Origin of the sequence: Vagococcus bubulae, assembly GCF_003950315.1 — a bacterium.
GTDB classification, from domain to species: Bacteria; Bacillota; Bacilli; order Lactobacillales; family Vagococcaceae; genus Vagococcus; species Vagococcus bubulae.
This window is the reverse complement of sequence record NZ_NGJT01000007.1, coordinates 35,321-53,703: the sequence shown is the minus strand read 5'-3', so window position 1 is coordinate 53,703 and position 18,383 is coordinate 35,321. Positions and strand designations below refer to the sequence as shown.

At 32.1% G+C, this 18,383-nt stretch carries 16 protein-coding genes; 7 read left to right on the top strand and 9 right to left on the bottom strand.

Annotated features, from left to right (window positions below):
- Positions 1-49: 49 nt before the first annotated feature.
- Positions 50-649 carry a DsbA family protein gene (locus CBF36_RS05325; RefSeq protein WP_125957275.1) on the top strand — a complete coding sequence of 200 codons (600 nt, stop codon included), beginning with the start codon at positions 50-52 and terminating at the stop codon, positions 647-649.
- Positions 650-690: 41 nt separating this feature from the next.
- Here CBF36_RS05325 and pepF read toward each other — a convergent pair whose 3' ends face one another.
- Positions 691-2,502 carry an oligoendopeptidase F gene (gene pepF, locus CBF36_RS05320; RefSeq protein ID WP_125957273.1) on the bottom strand — a complete coding sequence of 604 codons (1,812 nt, stop codon included), beginning with the start codon at positions 2,500-2,502 and terminating at the stop codon, positions 691-693.
- Between the two features lie 24 nt (positions 2,503-2,526).
- Positions 2,527-3,672 carry a competence protein CoiA gene (locus tag CBF36_RS05315; protein ID WP_125957271.1) on the bottom strand — a complete coding sequence of 382 codons (1,146 nt, stop codon included), beginning with the start codon at positions 3,670-3,672 and terminating at the stop codon, positions 2,527-2,529.
- A gap of 106 nt (positions 3,673-3,778) precedes the next feature.
- Here CBF36_RS05315 and queG point away from each other — a divergent pair, with 106 nt between their 5' ends.
- The 3 genes from queG (at position 3,779) to CBF36_RS05300 (ending at position 8,753) form a co-directional block, all read left to right on the top strand.
- Positions 3,779-4,927: a tRNA epoxyqueuosine(34) reductase QueG gene (gene queG / locus CBF36_RS05310; RefSeq protein ID WP_416340695.1), complete on the top strand. Its 1,149-nt coding sequence runs from the start codon at positions 3,779-3,781 to the stop codon at positions 4,925-4,927.
- Positions 4,928-5,115: 188 nt separating this feature from the next.
- Positions 5,116-6,615, top strand: coding sequence for a glutamate/gamma-aminobutyrate family transporter YjeM (gene yjeM, locus CBF36_RS05305; protein ID WP_125957267.1), 1,500 nt, complete (start codon positions 5,116-5,118; stop codon positions 6,613-6,615).
- A gap of 146 nt (positions 6,616-6,761) precedes the next feature.
- Positions 6,762-8,753: a bifunctional metallophosphatase/5'-nucleotidase gene (locus CBF36_RS05300; protein ID WP_243637980.1), complete on the top strand. Its 1,992-nt coding sequence runs from the start codon at positions 6,762-6,764 to the stop codon at positions 8,751-8,753.
- 42 nt (positions 8,754-8,795) lie between these two features.
- Here the strand turns inward: CBF36_RS05300 and CBF36_RS05295 are convergent, their stop codons facing one another.
- A complete protein-coding gene (locus tag CBF36_RS05295) occupies positions 8,796-10,733 on the bottom strand; it encodes an ABC-F family ATP-binding cassette domain-containing protein (protein WP_125957266.1) in 1,938 nt (645 codons plus the stop codon).
- A gap of 186 nt (positions 10,734-10,919) precedes the next feature.
- On the opposite strand from CBF36_RS05295, the gene CBF36_RS05290 reads away from it, so the two are divergent.
- Positions 10,920-11,555, top strand: coding sequence for a redox-sensing transcriptional repressor Rex (locus CBF36_RS05290; RefSeq protein ID WP_125957264.1), 636 nt, complete (start codon positions 10,920-10,922; stop codon positions 11,553-11,555).
- A gap of 36 nt (positions 11,556-11,591) precedes the next feature.
- On the opposite strand, the gene CBF36_RS05285 is transcribed toward CBF36_RS05290, so the two are convergent.
- Positions 11,592-12,182 (bottom strand): CPBP family intramembrane glutamic endopeptidase, encoded by a 591-nt coding sequence (locus CBF36_RS05285; protein WP_125957262.1) that lies wholly within the window; start codon positions 12,180-12,182, stop codon positions 11,592-11,594.
- A 129-nt stretch (positions 12,183-12,311) separates the two neighbouring features.
- Here CBF36_RS05285 and groES point away from each other — a divergent pair, with 129 nt between their 5' ends.
- Together groES and groL are read left to right on the top strand one after the other, a co-directional pair.
- Positions 12,312-12,611, top strand: coding sequence for a co-chaperone GroES (groES, locus tag CBF36_RS05280; protein WP_270279642.1), 300 nt, complete (start codon positions 12,312-12,314; stop codon positions 12,609-12,611).
- A gap of 25 nt (positions 12,612-12,636) precedes the next feature.
- Positions 12,637-14,265, top strand: coding sequence for a chaperonin GroEL (groL, locus tag CBF36_RS05275; protein WP_125957258.1), 1,629 nt, complete (start codon positions 12,637-12,639; stop codon positions 14,263-14,265).
- A 126-nt stretch (positions 14,266-14,391) separates the two neighbouring features.
- Here the strand turns inward: groL and CBF36_RS05270 are convergent, their stop codons facing one another.
- The 5 genes from CBF36_RS05270 to CBF36_RS05250 all read right to left on the bottom strand — a co-directional run bounded on the left by CBF36_RS05270 (position 14,392) and on the right by CBF36_RS05250 (position 18,173).
- Positions 14,392-16,308: a leucine-rich repeat domain-containing protein gene (locus CBF36_RS05270; RefSeq protein WP_125957256.1), complete on the bottom strand. Its 1,917-nt coding sequence runs from the start codon at positions 16,306-16,308 to the stop codon at positions 14,392-14,394.
- Positions 16,309-16,388: 80 nt separating this feature from the next.
- Positions 16,389-16,805 carry an NUDIX domain-containing protein gene (locus CBF36_RS05265; RefSeq protein ID WP_125957254.1) on the bottom strand — a complete coding sequence of 139 codons (417 nt, stop codon included), beginning with the start codon at positions 16,803-16,805 and terminating at the stop codon, positions 16,389-16,391.
- Between the two features lie 34 nt (positions 16,806-16,839).
- On the bottom strand, positions 16,840-17,112 hold the full coding sequence (locus CBF36_RS05260; protein ID WP_125957252.1) for a cysteine hydrolase family protein: 273 nt from the start codon (positions 17,110-17,112) through the stop codon (positions 16,840-16,842).
- 210 nt (positions 17,113-17,322) lie between these two features.
- Positions 17,323-17,772 carry an HIT family protein gene (locus CBF36_RS05255; protein ID WP_125957251.1) on the bottom strand — a complete coding sequence of 150 codons (450 nt, stop codon included), beginning with the start codon at positions 17,770-17,772 and terminating at the stop codon, positions 17,323-17,325.
- Between the two features lie 17 nt (positions 17,773-17,789).
- Entirely contained in the window at positions 17,790-18,173 is a 384-nt protein-coding gene (locus tag CBF36_RS05250) for a GFA family protein (protein WP_125957249.1), read from the bottom strand.
- Positions 18,174-18,383 lie beyond the last annotated feature (210 nt).

The window sequence follows — 18,383 nt, the reverse complement described above, 5'->3', positions numbered from 1 at the left end:
ACATTATACGTAAGTAGTAGAACAGTTTTCCTATGTAAGGGGGGGCATAATGGTAGAGATTTATTTATTTGTTAATCCATTAGACGAGCGTTGTCTTTTGTCTGAACAGCGTTTTTTAAAAGCAATTGAGAACGAACACACGAAAGTCTATTTAAAATTAATTCCTGTATTAAATCCTTTAATTATCCACCATTACTTGATTGATAACAACTATCCCACCAATGATTTAGTTTTTAGAAATCACTTAATCGAAACAGTTTATTCTGCCTGTTTAGATGTTAAAGCGGCTCAACTTCAAGGGAAAAAAATGGAAAGAAAATTCTTATTCCATTTACAAGATTTAGTCGGAAAAAAGAAGATGGCTTATTCTGAGGAATTAGTTGATATGATACTAACTAAGATTAACGCTGATAAAGAAACATTTAAATTAGATAGACAATCTAAATTAATTAAAGATTTTTTCAAAACAGATCAACAAATAGCAAATGAGATGGGCATCAATCGGTTCGCTAAAGCCGTTATATTTAATTATGATTGTACACGAAACTTTGGTGTATTAATCGATGCTTTCTCTTCGACTGATTTAATCAAACAATTATTAAAAGTGGAACATACGCAGACAAGTTGTGCAAAATTATTAGAATACTAAAAAAGGAATGCCCTAAACACTAGAGCATTCCTTTTATGTTATTAAAATGAATCAATTAATGTTTCTAATTCATCAAGACGTGCTTCAAAAACTTTCATTGTTTCTTCAATATAAGCAGACTGTGTCATATCAACGCCAGCACGTTTCATGACATCGATTGGGTAGTCACTACTTCCTGATTTCAAGAATGTTAAGTAATTTTCCAAAGCGCCCTCTTCTTTACGAATGATTTTATCCGCTAAAGCAGTTGCAGCAGAAAAACCTGTTGCATATTGATACACATAATAATTATAGTAGAAATGAGGAATACGACTCCATTCATACGCGATTTCTGGATCGCGTTCTACTGAATCACCGTAGTATTTCGCATTTAAATCAGCATAGTACTCACTTAAATAATCACTTGTTAGTGGCGTTCCTTTTGCGTCTTCAGTGTGAATAAAATGTTCAAATTCAGCAAATTGCGTTTGTCTAAAGATTGTGCCTTTTACACCATCCAAATAATGATTTAAAATAAACGCCTTAACTTTCGGATCTTTTTCTGTTTTTAACAAATGATCTGTTAATAAGTTTTCATTAGTTGTTGAGGCAATTTCTGCTAAGAAGATTGAATAATCCCCATACACATAAGGCTGAGATTTTCTTGTATAGTAACTATGCACGCTGTGTCCCATTTCATGAACTAACGTGAATAAATGATTTAAGCTTTCATGCCAGTTTAATAAGATATAAGGTTTTGTGTCATAACTACCTGAAGAATATGCCCCACTGCGTTTACCTTTGTTTTCAATCACATCAATCCAACGGTCACCATATGCTTCTTGAACGATTTCTAAGTATTCTTCACCTAATGGAGACAATCCTTCAAGTGATTTTAATTTGGCTTCTTCATACGTATAACGAATTGGTGCATCACCTAATATTGGTGTATACATATCATACATATGCAACTCACTAACATTTAATAATTTTTTACGCAACGCAACATAACGATGTAATAATGGTAAATTTTTATGTACCACATCTAACAATGTATCATAGACTGATTCTGGAATATGATTAGCACTTAAAGAAGCTTCACGGGCAGAACTGTAATTTCTAATTTGTGCGTTAAAATTATGTTTTTTCACGTGAGAAGATAACGTACTTGCAAACGTATTTCTAAATTGTTTATAGACTTTGTACAATCCTTCAAACGCCTCTTTACGAACTTCACGATTAGTACTTTCCATTAATTGACCGTACATACCTGAAGATAGTTGAACTTTTTCGCCTTCTTCATCTGTCACAATTGGAAATTCTAAATCAGCATTGTTTAATACTGAAAAAGTATGACTTGATGCTGAAAAAATTTCACTTGCTCCAGCTAATAACGCTTCTTCTTTTTCAGATAAGGTATGTGCTCTATCTGCTGTAATTTGGTTGATAAAATGACGATAGATTTCTAAACCAGATTCTTCTTTAAAATATGCCTCTATTGTCTCATCTGATAATGTTAAAACCTCTGGACCAAACCATGATACTGCTTCTCCTGCTTTAGCAGCAATCGTACTAGCTTTAGCATATACTCCTTGGTAAATCGCATTGCTTGTATCTTGGTCATTTTTTAAATGGGCATACACATAAATTTTTTCTGTCATACGATGAATAGATAACACATATTCAATAGCAGTTAAAAAATCAGTTGCTCCATTTTTCAATGTCCCTTGATAGTCACTTGCTTTTTCTAAATCTGATGTTAATGACTCTAATGCATCATTAAAGGCATCATCTGATGCAAAAATAGGTGTTAAATCCCATGTTAATTCCTCTGATAGTTCTGAACGATTTGGTAATTGTTTTGTTTCACTCATCTTTAAATAACCCCTTTCTCATTATCACTTAATAATCATATCATATTTTAACGGAAGAGTTAGTCTTTCACTTCTTTTTTTAAAGAAATTTTTCCATTGAGCGTTATTCAATACCTCCTCTTCTTTAAAATGAAATACATTTGGAGATATTTCTTCAACGACTGTTATTTCTTTTAAAAAATGAAGATATAAAGATAAACAATAATCTATGACTTGATATTTTCCTAAATTAGCATAATCGTCCAACATTTCATTTGGTATCTCACTTATAATCATTTCTTTTAATTCAACATAAGATATCTTTTTTTGATGCTTTAATTCATTAAATATAATCAAACGAACTACAAGCTCTGTCTCTTTAAAGAAAGGATGATATAAACTTGGTAAATACACCACTTCTGGTAAATATAACAAATGATACAATTGTTGATATAAATACTCTTGTAACACTCTTAATGACTTATCTGATTGCAACAAGCGTTTGGATAGTCTATCTTTTCTTCGACTCACTTCTTTTAATGGACTCACAATACTATAACTAGCGACCATACAGTGTTTCAACAACAACTCTTTTAAACTATAATCTTGTAGCGAATAGCTTTTCTTTCGGACAATCATATCTTTACCATTATGAGTTAAATAATGTGTCATGACTAATGCCTCTTTATCAATTAACAAACAAAAATCAACATAGCCTCTGCAATGATCAAAATAAATAAAATGTTTTTTTAATTCTGTCAAACTGCTCAACTGCCCTAACTTCTGGCCTAAAATCCAGAAAACTTGGTAACCATTTTGTTTATAATGCTCTGTCCTTTCTTTTAACCGTTCAATACTTAATGGACTGCATTGAAATTCAATTGCCAATTTTTTATCAATCAATACATCGGCTCGTTGGTTAATTTCTGGTAAATACGCTTCTATTTGGTACTCTAAACCAAATATCTCACAATTTTTGGCAATAAGTAGTTTTCCTGCTAAATGCTCAACAGATTCATTTTCAGTTGCTGTCTGACAAACTGTTGTTGTTTTATGTGCAAAGTGAGGATACTTAATCTCACCTTTTTTTAACATCACTTCACTATGACAACTTGGACAATAATACGTTTCTTTTTTATTTGCATCATGACTCATAATCATCTCTTCTTTTTCATTGATTGCAATAAGCATACCCTCACCTCTTATAAACTACATTCGCAAATAGCGTCAAAAAAGCTTGAAATATAAAAAGGTTTGTTTGATACTTAATAAAGAATCAAACTGGAGGGATAATGTGTTGGATACTCACTTATTAAAACAAAAAATAATTGAAGCAAGCAAAGACATCGGCATTGATAAGATTGGTTTTACTACTGCTGAACCGTTTGACCATTTAAAAGACAGTCTCATCGAACAAAAAGAAAACCATCATACAACAGGTTTTGAATATGGAAACATTGATGAGCGCCTTTATCCAGAATTAATTTTTGATCAACCACAATCGATCATTTCGATTGCTCTAGCTTATCCAACACGAATGAATGACCGTTTAAAATCTGTCCGAGGCGAAAAACGTGGAAAATTTGCTCGAGCATCTTGGGGGATTGATTACCACGATATTTTAAAAGACAGACTGAATAAACTAATCGATTTTATCAAAGAAGAAGCATCTCAAAACTTAGATGTTACTTTTAAACCAATGGTCGACACTGGTGAATTAATAGACGTGGTTGTTGCTCAAAGAGCAGGTCTTGGGTTTATTGGAAAAAATGGGTTATTAATCACAGAAGAGTTTGGATCTTATGTTTATTTGGGTGAAATCATTACAAATATTCCATTTGAACCAGATACGCCAATTGAAAATCAATGTGGAGAATGTACTAAGTGTATCGATCAATGTCCCACATCTGCTTTACTGGGAGATGGTAGGATGAATGCTCAAAAATGTTTATCCTATCAAACACAAACAAAAGGGTTCATGCCTGAAGAATATCGACCAAAGATTCGGTCAATTATTTATGGGTGCGATATTTGCCAAGAAGTCTGTCCTTTTAATAAAGGCAAAAACTTTCATTTTCATAAAGAAATGGAACCAGATCCTGAAGTCGTGACGCCTTTACTAAAACCGATATTAACAATCTCCAATCGTGAATTTAAAGAACGCTTTGGTTACCTTGCCGGATCTTGGCGTGGGAAAAAACCAATCCAACGAAATGCCATTATTGCTTTAGCAAATGTGAGAGACAAAACAAGTGTTCCTAATCTATTAAGCTGTATAGAAAATGATCCTCGTCCCGTTATAAGAGGCACAGCTGCCTGGTCACTTAGTATGATTGACCCAAGTAATCAAGCAATTCTTGACTTTTTAATCGAATACTTTAACAAAGAAACAGACGATGAAGCAAAAGAAGAAATGAGAAAAGCTATTGAGAAAATGAGAATTTAAAAGAAAAATAAGATAATAGATGAATTTAGGTAAGAATAAGCTAACAAAAAAGTAACAATTTAATAAACATATTAAAAGAACTGAGTAAATTTACTAACATTTTACTTAGTTCTTTTAATCTATTCTCAGAATGTTTGATACTATAAATATGGGGTATAATAAGGTATTTTAAATTAAGGAGGATTTTTATGACAAAAGCAACAAAAAAAGTAACCCTGTTCGGTTTAATCTTAATGATTTTTACCTCGGTATTCGGGTTCGGTAATGCTCCAGTCGCCTTTTATCGTATGGGATATGGTGCAATCATTTGGTATATTTTAGCTGCGCTCTTTTTCTTTATACCATATGCACTTATGATGGCTGAATATGGGTCTACTTTCAAACATGAAAGTGGTGGGATGTACACTTGGATGGAAAAATCTGTTGGACCAAAATATGCGTTCATCGGAACATTTATGTGGTACACCTCTTATATCATTTGGATGGTTAACGTGTCTACTAAAGTATTCATTACGTTATCAACCACTTATTCCGGATCGGACCACACAAATTATTGGAGTTTATTCGGTCTTGATTCGACACAAACAATCGGGTTGTTAGCTATTTTATTTATCATTATCGTAACATTTTTTGCCGCAAGAGGTTTGGATAAAATCACTAAAATCACCTCTGTTGGTGGGATTGCTGTCACATTTTTAAACGTTGTATTGATTGTTGTCAGCTTGATTATTTTAGTCTTTAACAAAGGACAAGTTGCCCAACCAATCGAAGGCATGAAAAGTTTTATTGATTCACCTAATCCAGGATTTAATTCTCCACTAGCCATTATTTCATTTTTAGTATTTGCTATTTTTGCTTATGGTGGATTGGAAGCTGTTGGTGGATTAGTAGATAAAACAGAAAATGCTGAGAAAAATTTTCCTAAAGGAGTTATTCTTTCAGCGATTATTATCTCTATTGGGTATGCATTAACGATTCTTTTATGGGGTGTGTCAACAAACTGGAATTCTGTTTTAAGCGGAGATAATGTGAATCTTGGTAATATCACTTATGTCTTAATGAACAATCTAGGATTTGAATTAGGACGAGCAATTAATTTATCAACAGATACAGCTTTAGCTATTGGTCACGCTTTCGCAAGATTTACTGGTCTATCTATGTTTTTAGCTTACCTAGGCGCATTCTTTACGTTAATCTATTCACCACTAAAAACCATTATCGAAGGAACACCAAAAGGTCTTTGGCCTGAAAAAATGGTCAGAGAAAATGATAAAGGCATGCCAGCTTTTGCTATGTGGATTCAATGTGTGATCGTTGTTGTCATCTTAGCACTTGTATCATTTGGCGGAAAAGATGCTCAATCCTTCTATAATGTTTTAACATTAATGGTTAATGTTTCTATGACAATTCCTTATCTATTTTTAACAGGAGCATTTCCAGCATTTAAACAAAAAACAGATATTGATCATTCCATTAATATCTTTAAAACCAAAACACAATATATGGTAAGTACAATCGTTGTCATGTCCGTCATTGGGTTTGCTAATATCTTTACCATTATTGAGCCTTTATTTAGAAAAGATGGCCCTGTGTGGGGAGATACATTATGGCAAATTGCCGGACCTGTATTATTCTCACTAATTGCCCTGCTTTTATTTAATCGCTATGAGAGACGTAAAAAAGACTAAATACCAAAACCAAAGTACGCTTATACGCACTTTGGTTTTTTTATAATTCAACTATGTTATATCAAATATACTAAAAATATAACACTTTATCTTCTGATATTGTTATTTATAAACAGCTATGTTAGGTTTTGTAAGGGGATACATAAATGTCGCCAAAAATCGAAAGGGGAAGTATATCAAATAAAGGTGATATACAACAGATTATGAAAAAAGTTAAATTAGCAACAATCACATTATTAGGGATTGTCGGGTTAGTTGGTTGTACAACTAAAACAAATGAAAACTCTTCTAAGAAAAAAGAGTCAGAACAAAAAGAATTAACCATTTTAGGAACATCTGATATTCACGGTCGGTACATGGCTTGGGATTATACAACAGATGTCGAAAATAAAATCGGTAGTTTTTCTCAAATTGGAACTATCGTAAAAGAAGTTAGAGATAAAAATAAGAACACTCTACTTGTTGATGCCGGGGATTTAATTCAAGACAACTCAGCTGAAATTTTTAAAAACGATGATAATCACCCCGCAACAACTGTACTAAAAGCTCTTAAGTACGATGTTTGGACTATGGGAAATCATGAATTTGATTATGGTTTTGATGTTTTAGACAACATCACTGACCAATTTGATGGAGCTGTCCTAGCAGGTAATGTCAAATTAGATAATGATCAACCTTATTTTGATTCTTACAAAGTTATTGAAAAAGATGGGGTTAAAGTTGGTTTTATTGGAATGACCACTCCAATGGTTGCGGAATTTAAAAAAGATACCACAATTTTTGATGGAAAAAAACTAACAGACCCAGTCAAAGAAACGATTAACGTTGTAAAAGAGTTAAAAAGTAAAGTAGATGTTTTAGTTGGTGTAGTACATATGGGATTAGATAATGAAAATGATGTACATAACACTGGTGTTGCTGACATGGCTGAAGCCATTCCTGAATTAGATGTGGTTTTTGCCGGACACATGCATAAATTAGTAGAAGAGGAATACATTAATAATGTCTTAATTGTGGAACCTGATAAATATGGTCGATTTGTCTCACGCGTTGATTTAACATTAGACAAAACAAAAGATGGCTACAAAGTAAAAAATAAAAAAGGGTCAGCGATTGAAGTGGCTAAATATGAAGAAGATAAAGAAATCAATGATTTATTAAAATCATCTCATGAAAAAGCACGTAAAGTCGCGAACACTGTCGTTGGTCAATTAACTGGAATGGACTTAGTTCCTAAAAACGATATTAAAGGGATTTCAAATGCTCAAATAGAAGAAACACCTTTAGTTAACTTCTTTGGTGAAGTGATGCTTCATTATAGTAAAAATGCTGATGTTGTGGCTTTCCAAATCGATACTGATACACCATCATTAGATATCGGTGACATTAAGAAAAAAGATATTGCCAGAAACTATCAATTTACTGATGGCGAAGTGACAGTCTTTGATATTACCGGAAAAGACTTAAAAGATTACATGGAATGGGGAGCTGATTACTACAATCAAAGCCAACCAGGAGATGTAACCATTAGTTACAATCCAAAAAGAAGAATTAGTAAATACAATACAAACGATCGTTTTTACAATGTGAAATATGACATTGATTTATCCCAACCAGCTGGTGAACGTATTACTAATTTAAGACGACTTGATGACACCCCTATTGATTTAAATGAGCCTTTGAAAATTGGAATGAATCAATATCGAATGAATTTCTTAACTTCAGAAGAAGGTCCTTTAGCTGGTAGAAAATTCAACCAAGTATACTCAACCTTTTCTCCTGATGCTTTTGGTGAAGTTGAAGGTCGTATTCGTGAATTATCTGCTCGATATATTAAAGAAGAAAAAAATGGTGTCTATGAAGGTAAGTTACTGAATAATTGGAAAATCGTTGGTATTGATACTGACTCTAAAGCTCATCAAGACGTTGCTGAATTGATTAATGATGATATTATTGAGATTCCAAGTATGGAAGACGGAAAAGTAACCAATATAAAATCAATCAATGTTGATGAAGTTGCCAACGACGATGATATAACAAAACTAAGTAAAAAAGCTAACATTGATAAAACAAAATTAAAAAATGTTAAAACAACTGGAGATTTATATTCTCAAATAAACCAACTTCGAAAAAAATAGCCACTAAAAAGCAACTAATCAAAAAAATGATTAGTTGCTTTTTTAAAATGACTCTAATTCCAACGAAGCCTTCTCCCACGTTTCTAATAGTGTTTCTTGTTTAGCATAGACTTCTTGTAATTCTTTATCTAAATCTAAGAGCTTTTCATGATCCTCTAAAATTTCTGGTTGTTCCATCTCTTTTTGGATAGACTCTATTTTTTCTTCTGCTTCTTGTAACTCAACTTCCAATGAATCGACTAATCGCTCCAATTTACGTTGTTCTTTTTGTCGCTCCTTTGATTCTTCGTAACTTAATTTATCTTTAGTCACTTTATTATCTTCAACATTTTGCGTGTCATTTAATAACGCTTGTCGTTCCTCTTCTTCTGCTTTTTTCTCCATGTAATAATCATAGTTACCATGATAGTAGGTACTGCCCTCTTCGGATAATTCCAACACTCCTGTTGCGATACGATTAATAAAATAGCGGTCATGAGAGACAAATAACAATGTTCCATCATATTCGATTAACGCATTCTCTAATACTTCTTTACTATCAATATCCAAATGGTTAGTCGGCTCATCAAGAATTAGGAAATTATCTTTTTGCATCGCTAATTTAGCTAATGCCACTCTCGCTTTCTCTCCCCCACTTAATAAGTTAATCGTCTTTTTCACATCTTCCCCAGAAAATAAAAAACTACCTAAAAGTGTTCTGATATCTTTTTCTGGTGTAGTCGGGTGTTCTCTCCACAACTCTTCCAATACACTTTGACTACCACTTAATTTTCCTTGCTCTTGATCATAGTAACCTATATCAACTTTATGACCAATTTCGGCTGTTCCTTTTACAAATGGAATGTCTCCAATGATACTTTTTAGTAGTGTTGATTTCCCCACCCCATTTGGGCCAACAAGTGCGATTGCTTCTTGCTTACGTAAGGCTAAATTAATTGGGTCACTTAAAATTAATGAATCATATCCTACAGCAACATTGTCTAGCGTTAAAACTTCTCTACCTGACGGGCGATTGGTTTTAAAAAGAAAATGAGCTGATTTTTCGTCGCCTAGAGGTTTCTCTAATTTTTCCATTTTTTCTAACTGTTTTCGTCTACTTTGTGCTCGTTTTGTCGTAGAAGCACGGACAATATTTCTTGCTACAAAATCTTCTAATTTTGCAATTTGGTCTTGTTGCTTCTCGTATTCTTTTTCCTCTTGCTCAAGTCTTTCAGCTTTTCTTTCTAAAAATGTCGAATAATTCCCCTTATAATGGGTTATTTTTCGTCGACTAATATCATAAACTTCATTGACAATCTTATCTAAAAAATAGCGGTCATGGGACACCATTAAAATCGCCCCACGATAACCTTGTAAATAGTTTTCTAACCAGTTAAGAGTATCAATATCTAAGTGGTTTGTCGGCTCATCCAATATTAGTAAACTTGGTTTTTCAAGTAACAATCGTGCTAATGCTAATCGTGTTTTCTGTCCCCCAGATAGATTTTGAATTGGCACATCAAAAAATGTTTCATCAAACCGAAAACCATGTAGCACTGATTTTATTTCCGATTCATAACCATATCCATTTATCTCATTAAATTCATGTTGTAACTTATCATAATCCTTTAAAACTTGCTGATAAGCTTCTTCATCATCATGAATGGTAGGATTGGCAATATCTTGTTCTAATTGTCGTAGTTTTCTTTCCATTTCTTGTACATAATCAAAAACACTTAACATTTCTTCCCAAATCGTTTTATCTGATTCAAGACCTGTATGTTGATCCAAGTACCCTATTGTTAACTCTTTTGATTTTGTAACTAATCCTGTATCTGGTTCTTCCATACCAGCTAATATTTTTAGTAACGTCGATTTTCCGGCTCCATTACGTCCGACTAGAGCGATTCGACTTTTATCTTGAATATCTAATTGTATGTTTTCAAATAAGACATCGTCTCCAAATAATCGTGAGACGTTGTTCGCTTGTAATAAAATCATGACTTCCTCCATATTTTAACTTCTAAAAACAGTTTATCATAAATTCATTCGAAAGTTTGGTATATTTATCGTTCATCATTACGCAATTTCAAGCGTAAAAATTGCTTTTATGTTGTAGTAAAGGTATCCTATTAACGTGAACTTTATAACAATTAGGGTATAAGATAAAAAAGTGAGGGAATTATTATGAAAGACACAACTATTCCAAAGGCAACTGCTAAAAGGTTACCTTTGTATTATCGTTATTTAAAATTTTTATTCGATTCAGGTAAAAAAAAGGTATCTTCAACTGAATTAAGCGAAGCTGTCAAGGTTGATAGTGCTACGATTCGCCGAGACTTTTCATATTTTGGGGAACTTGGTAAACGTGGTTACGGCTATGATGTTGAAAGCTTGATGACTTTTTTTGCTAAAACATTAAATGAAGACCGTCTAACAAACGTAGCTCTTGTTGGTGTTGGTAATTTAGGTCATGCATTACTAAACTATCGTTTCCATCAAAGTGACAGCATTCGTATTAGTGCTGCATTTGATGTTAATCCAGATATTGTTGGCCGAATACTTGATGGTGTTCCTGTCTATAATGCCAATGAAATGGTTGAACAAATTCGCGCACAACATATTGATGTCGCTATTTTAACTGTGCCACCAACACACGCACAAGAAAATGCCGATAGATTGGTTGAGGCTGGTATTAAAGGGATTATGAATTTTACCCCTATCAGAATCAATGTGCCAAAAGAAGTTCAAATTCAAAATGTTGATTTAACAAATGAAATGCAAACCTTAATCTATTTCTTATCTAACTATAAAGAAGATTAATCAAAAAGCTTAACGAGACATTTCGTTAAGCTTTTTTTAATTGATCCATAATACAATCGTATTAAGCAATATATGCACCATAATAGAAGTCATAATGGTACCACTTATCTTATATAGATAAGAAAAAATGAGTCCTAAACAAAAATAAATAAAAAGATTTCCATTTACATGCATTAACATAAAAAACAATGAACTAATACCTATACCAAGCCAAATAGGTAATTTTTGTCCAACCCAATTGACAAAACTAAACCGAAAAACCAGCTCTTCCATGATAGGATTAAATAAAACCGAAATGAGAATAAAACTAAATGAGTTGTTTCCAGATAAATCATTTCCCAATACTAAATTAGGAAAAAAATAAGTTGTCAAAAAAATAAGTATAATTTGAATCAAAAAACTCATCATTAAACCTATCACTATTAAAGCAACTAGTTGTTTTAATGATGTCCCAGAATGATTTAATGTTTGTTCTTTATTAGTTTTTACATAAATCAGTAGCATCAATACTAATATCACTGTATACAACAGAATAGTTGAAATATTATTTAATGAAAAAAGTAGCGACCTATTTAATAAAAATAAGTAAAGAAAACTTGTATACAGCATATTTTGATTGATTGACATTTTATTTCCACCTATCTGTTTTATCTCTTTACTTATTGTATCAAAATACTTGCAAAAAAAAACATTTATCTGTATTATAAAAGATGTGATTAGCACTCAAAGTTAAAGAGTGCTAAAAATATAAAAATTATGGAGGGATACACATTGTTAAAACCATTAGGAGATCGTGTTGTTATTAAAGTAAAAGAAGCGGAAGAAAAAACTGCCAGTGGACTAGTTTTAACATCAGCTTCAAAAGAAAAATCTCAAACAGGTGAAGTTGTTGCTGTTGGTGATGGCCGTACTTTAGAAAATGGGACAAAATTATCCGTATCTGTAAGTGTTGGACAAACTGTCCTATTTGAAAAATACGCTGGACAAGAAGTAACAGATGCTGGCGAAGATTACTTAGTACTACATGATAAAGACATTATTGCAATCGTAGAATAAAAATAAATGATGAGGTGAACAATAAATGGCAAAAGATATTAAATTCTCTGAAGACGCTCGTAGCTCAATGGTACGTGGTGTGGATACATTAGCAAATATTGTGAAAGTAACTTTAGGACCTAAAGGACGTAATGTTGTTTTAGATAAATCATTTGGTTCTCCATTAATTACAAATGATGGAGTGACTATCGCCAAAGAAGTTGAACTGGAAGATCGTTTTGAAAACATGGGTGCTCAATTAGTCGCTGAAGTGGCTTCTAAAACAAATGACATCGCAGGTGACGGAACAACGACTGCAACTGTTTTAACACAAGCAATCGTTCGTGAAGGACTTAAAAACGTCACAGCTGGTGCAAACCCAATCGGTATTCGTCGTGGGATTGAACTTGCTACTAAAAAAGCTGTTGAAGAATTACATGCTATTTCTAAAAAAATTGACTCGAAAGAATCAATCGCACAAGTAGCTGCTGTGTCTTCTGGTAGCGAAAAAATTGGTGAATTAATCTCTGAAGCAATGGAAAAAGTTGGTAACGATGGTGTTATCACAATCGAAGAATCTAAAGGGATTGAAACTGAATTAGACGTTGTTGAAGGAATGCAATTTGACCGTGGTTACTTATCTCAATACATGGTAACTGACAACGATAAAATGGAAGCTGTTTTAGAAAATCCATACATCTTAATTACAGATAAAAAAATATCTAACATTCAAGATATTTTACCTTTATTAGAACAAATTTTACAACAAGGTAAACCATTATTAATCATTGCTGATGATGTTGATGGTGAAGCATTACCAACATTAGTCTTAAACAAAATCCGTGGTACATTCAATGTGGCTGCTGTTAAAGCTCCTGGATTTGGTGACCGTCGTAAAGAAATGTTGCAAGACATTGCTGCTTTAACTGGCGCAACTGTTATCACTGAAGATTTAGGTTTAGACTTAAAAGACACAACAATCGACGCATTAGGATCTGCAAGCAAAGTTGTTATCGACAAAGATAACACAACAATTGTTGAAGGTAATGGCGACAAAAAAGATATTGAAAACCGCGTATCATTAATCCGTTCTCAAATTGCTGAAACAACATCAGACTTTGACCGTGAAAAATTACAAGAACGCTTAGCTAAATTAGCTGGTGGTGTGGCTGTCATTAAAGTTGGTGCTGCAACTGAGACTGAATTAAAAGAATTAAAACTACGTATTGAAGATGCATTAAATGCTACTCGTGCCGCTGTTGAAGAAGGAATTGTAGCCGGTGGTGGTACTGCATTTGTTAATGTATTACCAAAAGTGGCTGAACTTGATGTAACTGGTGACGAGAAAACTGGTGTGAATATTGTTGTTCGTGCTTTAGAAGAACCTGTTCGTCAAATCGCTGAAAATGCTGGTATGGAAGGTTCAGTTGTTGTTGATAAATTAAAACAAGCTGAATCAGGCGTTGGATACAATGCTAAAGATGATACTTGGGTAAACATGATTGAAGCTGGTATCGTAGATCCAACTAAAGTATCTCGTTCAGCTTTACAAAACGCTGCAAGTGTTTCTGCATTAATCTTAACTACTGAAGGGGTTATTGCTGACAAACCTGAACCAGAAACTCCAGGAATGCCTGGTGGAATGGATCCATCAATGATGGGCGGTATGATGTAAACTAAGTTTTAAACTTACATTGATATAAAAGGAACCACATGAGACTTTTCGTTTCATGTGGTTTTTTTGATATAGAAAAAAGTAATATTCTTTTTTAAATAGCTAAATATTAACTCTAAAACTATTTTACTTAATAATAAAAACTTTGTTAGATAGAATATCCTTATTTTTAACAGGTGTGTTACGAATATCTAAAAGTTCTAAATCTTGTAATTGATTTAAAGGTGTCACATCAGTTATATACGAATTCGATATATCTAAAACTTTTAATTTTTTAAAAACATTGATAAAGTCTAAAGAATCTAATCGACTATTAGGTATAATTAAGGTTTCCAAGTTGGTTATATTTTTTATTTTATCTGGTAAAAGAGTCAATCCATAATCCGAAGAAGCCATATATTTATTATTAATTCTAACGGAGAAGTCTGACTCTTGGTCAATCTCAAAATATTTCAAATTTGGAAAAGGTAACTGATTTAATGTTCCTAATACTAAACTTGAATCTAGCAGTGTTAATTCTTCAACAGAGGGAATCAAATCAATTTGTTCAGAGTTACTATGAAAATTAATCTTACTTTTTTCTAAGGTCAATTTTTTTAATTTGTCTAAGTGACTAAGCGTAGATAAATTAACCATATCAGAAACGTCATTTAGTATAAGTGTTTCCAAAGAGGACATATTTCTCAAAATTCCTAGATCTAAATCACTACTTTTTACAACCAATAATTTTTTGACACTAGATGATTGGTCTATAAGTCCTAAAAATTTTCCAGAGACAGTAACGTCGGTTAAATTTCCTAAATGGCTTAAGTTAGTTGTTTGAATATTATCAGAATAAGATTCCAAGTGAAGATTTTTTAAATTTTTTAACGACGAAATACTTTCAATGTTATTAAGTTGACGATTTCCTGTTAAATGCAGAGAAATAATGGTTTCTTTATTAGCAATGTCTTTAGTATCATGAATAAATGTATTATCTAAAGATAGTCTCTTTAACTTAGGCATATTTTTTACAAAATCAATGTTGTTTAACTTATCACCTGAATTGATCGATAAATTTTCTAAGTTCGCCAAACTATATAAACTTGAATAATCAGAAATTTTTGATACATTAGAAAGCGATAAACTAGTTAATTTACTAAAATTGGATAGCCATGAAATATCCTTTAAGTTATAACCATTTATAGCAAGAGATTTAAGCTGATTAAGGTCATTCATATTAGCAACAGTCACTTCTTCAGCTAAGTAAGTAATGTCTAAATTCTCTAAATTCGTAAGTTCTTGTAAGCGATGAAGTTGGTTATCATTTCTAATTTGTACTTTTAGGTATTTTAATTTTTTCGGTTGAGGTAACGCATCTATAATTTCATCTAGAGATTGATTAAAATCACCTCCATAAAATATTAAATTATCCAAATTTTTCAAAGAAAAAGCATCGTACATTCCCTCTATATCAGACGTATTATTAAAATCCAAATATGTTAACCCACTAAAACTAGTAAAATCTAGAGCATTTAAAGCTAGATCAGTTGATAAAACAATTTTTTTGGTTTCAAAATCATCAAAAGGATTACTCCAGTCTTCAAAGCTATAAGTTAAATTCCAATTCTCAGAACGACTATCAGATGTAACAGATAAATACTTAATTTTTTGTAGCTCCTCAGGTTTGATGTTATCAATATTTTTTCGAAAAACTTGTTCGACAAAAGCTACTCCAGCCTCAGATTCAGGTTTTTCAAGATACTGATAAATATCCCCCACAATCTTAGTATTAAAATTCTCCTTAGTCACCGTACTCTTAGAGGCAATCCCCAAGATTAAGATGGTCATTATGCTAGTTATGACAAAAATTGAAAGAATAACGATTAACAATGAATTAGTTTTTTTCTTTTTAGTATGGTTATGAATGATATAGTTGTTTACAATATTTTTTTCATCATCAATAATAAACTCTGACTGACAGGAATTACACCTTGCTAGATGATTATTGATTATTTTTAATTTACCACCACAATTTGAACACTTTAAGTTAACAAATTTCATTTAATAATCTCCTTGACTATAATATAAACTGATTATATCAGAAATCATCATCATTTCACTCTATAGTGTGCCATTTATTCTCATAATTCTTTTTTTGATAGTCGATTTTTAATGGCACTTTGAATAGCAGGATAGGTATTTTCTTCTGGTTCATCATCTAAGAAAACAACTTCTTCCATTTCATATTCTAATTTAGTTGAAAATTCCTCTATTTCTGCTGAATAGACTTGCCCATAGTCTTCAATTCCCTCTCTGTCTACTCCTAATATGAACAAAGGTTTAAGAATAAATTTAATAGCACCCGTTTCTTCCATTAATTCTCTTTTAGCACATTCCTCTATTGTTTCATTTAATTCCCTATGTCCACCAGGTATTTCAAAGGTGGTTCTATCTTTATAGCGAACGTAAACATTTTTTCCTTTATATCTTGCAACAATCATCGCAATAACTAGTTGTTCGTCACTGATTTCCTCTAAATCATATGTTGTTACTTTCATGTAGTCACCTAATATTTTCTATTTTTTTTAATCATTATTTGTCAGATACAAACTCCGTACAACTTATCAAATTAGCACCTTTTTTATGTAAAATCTTATTAAAAACACCTCTCATTGGTTTAATGATAGAATCATGTCCGTCTTCAATGAGCGTTACCTTGTACCCCTTTTCTAATGCACTTTTACTCGTTGCTTGAATACAGGCATTACTCATTAAACCTGTAACAACCATCTCTGTAGCTCCTAATTTATCTAAAATCTGACAGAACTCATCTGATGAAAAAGAACTTGGTTTATTTTTTGTTATTTATTTAATCATTGATTTTTTGATAGATTCAATTTTTCACCTGATTACTAAGAAAGAGTTCATTTTTTTAACGTTTTGTCAAAATATCATCTCTTTAACCATCACTGATTATTTTGTCGATTCTGTGTATCTTTCTGTTCAGACAATTCTTTTATTTTCTATTTTTTTAGTCCTTTTTGAAAAGTCTTTAGATTATTTAGATAAGAACAGTTAGCTTTTTTGGTCTAGATAATCTTTTATTTTTGCACGAATCTCTCCATGTTTTTCTTCTTGATAGGCTGTGTCTGGGTTATTCCAATTTGATTTATCATACAACCATACAGGCATTTTACGTCTTTCCTCTTCTTCCCAATCATATCTAGGAAAAATATGAGCATGCAGATAGTTATCTGTATTACCTAAAATATCGTAGTTTACTCTAGTAGCTCCACACACACTTAGCAAGGCATCTCCCACTAGCGACATATCTAATAAAAAAGATTCTCTTTCTTCTAATGACAAATCATTTAGTGAATTTAATTCTCTTTTTGGTAATAGCACACAATATCCAGGTAAAAACTGAACATCACCAAACACTAAAAAGCCTCCTGTCATCTCTTTGATCAACATTGGATTTGTACCATTTTGTGCAGACTTAATTCGATTTTCTCTCCATGTCATTGTTTATTTCTCCTTTTTTAAAATTTTTTTGTTTCTTCGTTGTAATCATAATAGCTCGGTTTATCTTGATAATACCATTCTGATACTAATTTTACTTTTTCTTCCGATAAGTTGTCTACTATCCCTATCGGAATACAATATCCATTACTTTCAAAATGTCTATAATATAGTAATGTGCCACATTGATTACAGAATACTCTTTCTGCAATATTTTGAGCATTATAAGTTGATAGAAAATCACTTGAAGAAAAATTAGGTTGACAATAAGTATAAAAATATGAAAATCCTGTTCCACCAGTATTTTTTCTACACATTGAACAATGACAAATACTAAAATCTAAATTATCCAGTATCACATCATAGTTAACTTTTCCACATAGACACTGACAATGATATGCCAATTTCTTCACTCCTTTATAATAAAATACTTACTTTTAATGAATTGTTTGGTAAACTTATTATATTCTATAAACGAGGTGTCCAATATGACCTACGAAAAAATTGCCAATGATATTATTGAGTTAGTGAGTAATGATTATCCAGGTTGCAAAGAATTACCACAAAATGAAGCAAAAATAATCACATCAAACAAGTTCCTTCATTAATTCTGA

Coding starts and splice junctions, on each gene's coding strand:
- CBF36_RS05290 (WP_125957264.1), top strand. CDS start 10,920: ATGAAAGACACAACTATTCCAAAGGCAACTGCTAAAAGGTTACCTTTG.
- CBF36_RS05315 (WP_125957271.1), bottom strand. CDS start 3,672: ATGCTTATTGCAATCAATGAAAAAGAAGAGATGATTATGAGTCATGAT.
- groES (WP_270279642.1), top strand. CDS start 12,312: ATGGAGGGATACACATTGTTAAAACCATTAGGAGATCGTGTTGTTATT.
- CBF36_RS05295 (WP_125957266.1), bottom strand. CDS start 10,733: ATGATTTTATTACAAGCGAACAACGTCTCACGATTATTTGGAGACGAT.
- CBF36_RS05270 (WP_125957256.1), bottom strand. CDS start 16,308: ATGAAATTTGTTAACTTAAAGTGTTCAAATTGTGGTGGTAAATTAAAA.
- CBF36_RS05325 (WP_125957275.1), top strand. CDS start 50: ATGGTAGAGATTTATTTATTTGTTAATCCATTAGACGAGCGTTGTCTT.
- groL (WP_125957258.1), top strand. CDS start 12,637: ATGGCAAAAGATATTAAATTCTCTGAAGACGCTCGTAGCTCAATGGTA.
- pepF (WP_125957273.1), bottom strand. CDS start 2,502: ATGAGTGAAACAAAACAATTACCAAATCGTTCAGAACTATCAGAGGAA.
- yjeM (WP_125957267.1), top strand. CDS start 5,116: ATGACAAAAGCAACAAAAAAAGTAACCCTGTTCGGTTTAATCTTAATG.
- CBF36_RS05300 (WP_243637980.1), top strand. CDS start 6,762: ATGTCGCCAAAAATCGAAAGGGGAAGTATATCAAATAAAGGTGATATA.
- CBF36_RS05285 (WP_125957262.1), bottom strand. CDS start 12,182: ATGTCAATCAATCAAAATATGCTGTATACAAGTTTTCTTTACTTATTT.
- CBF36_RS05265 (WP_125957254.1), bottom strand. CDS start 16,805: ATGAAAGTAACAACATATGATTTAGAGGAAATCAGTGACGAACAACTA.
- CBF36_RS05255 (WP_125957251.1), bottom strand. CDS start 17,772: ATGACATGGAGAGAAAATCGAATTAAGTCTGCACAAAATGGTACAAAT.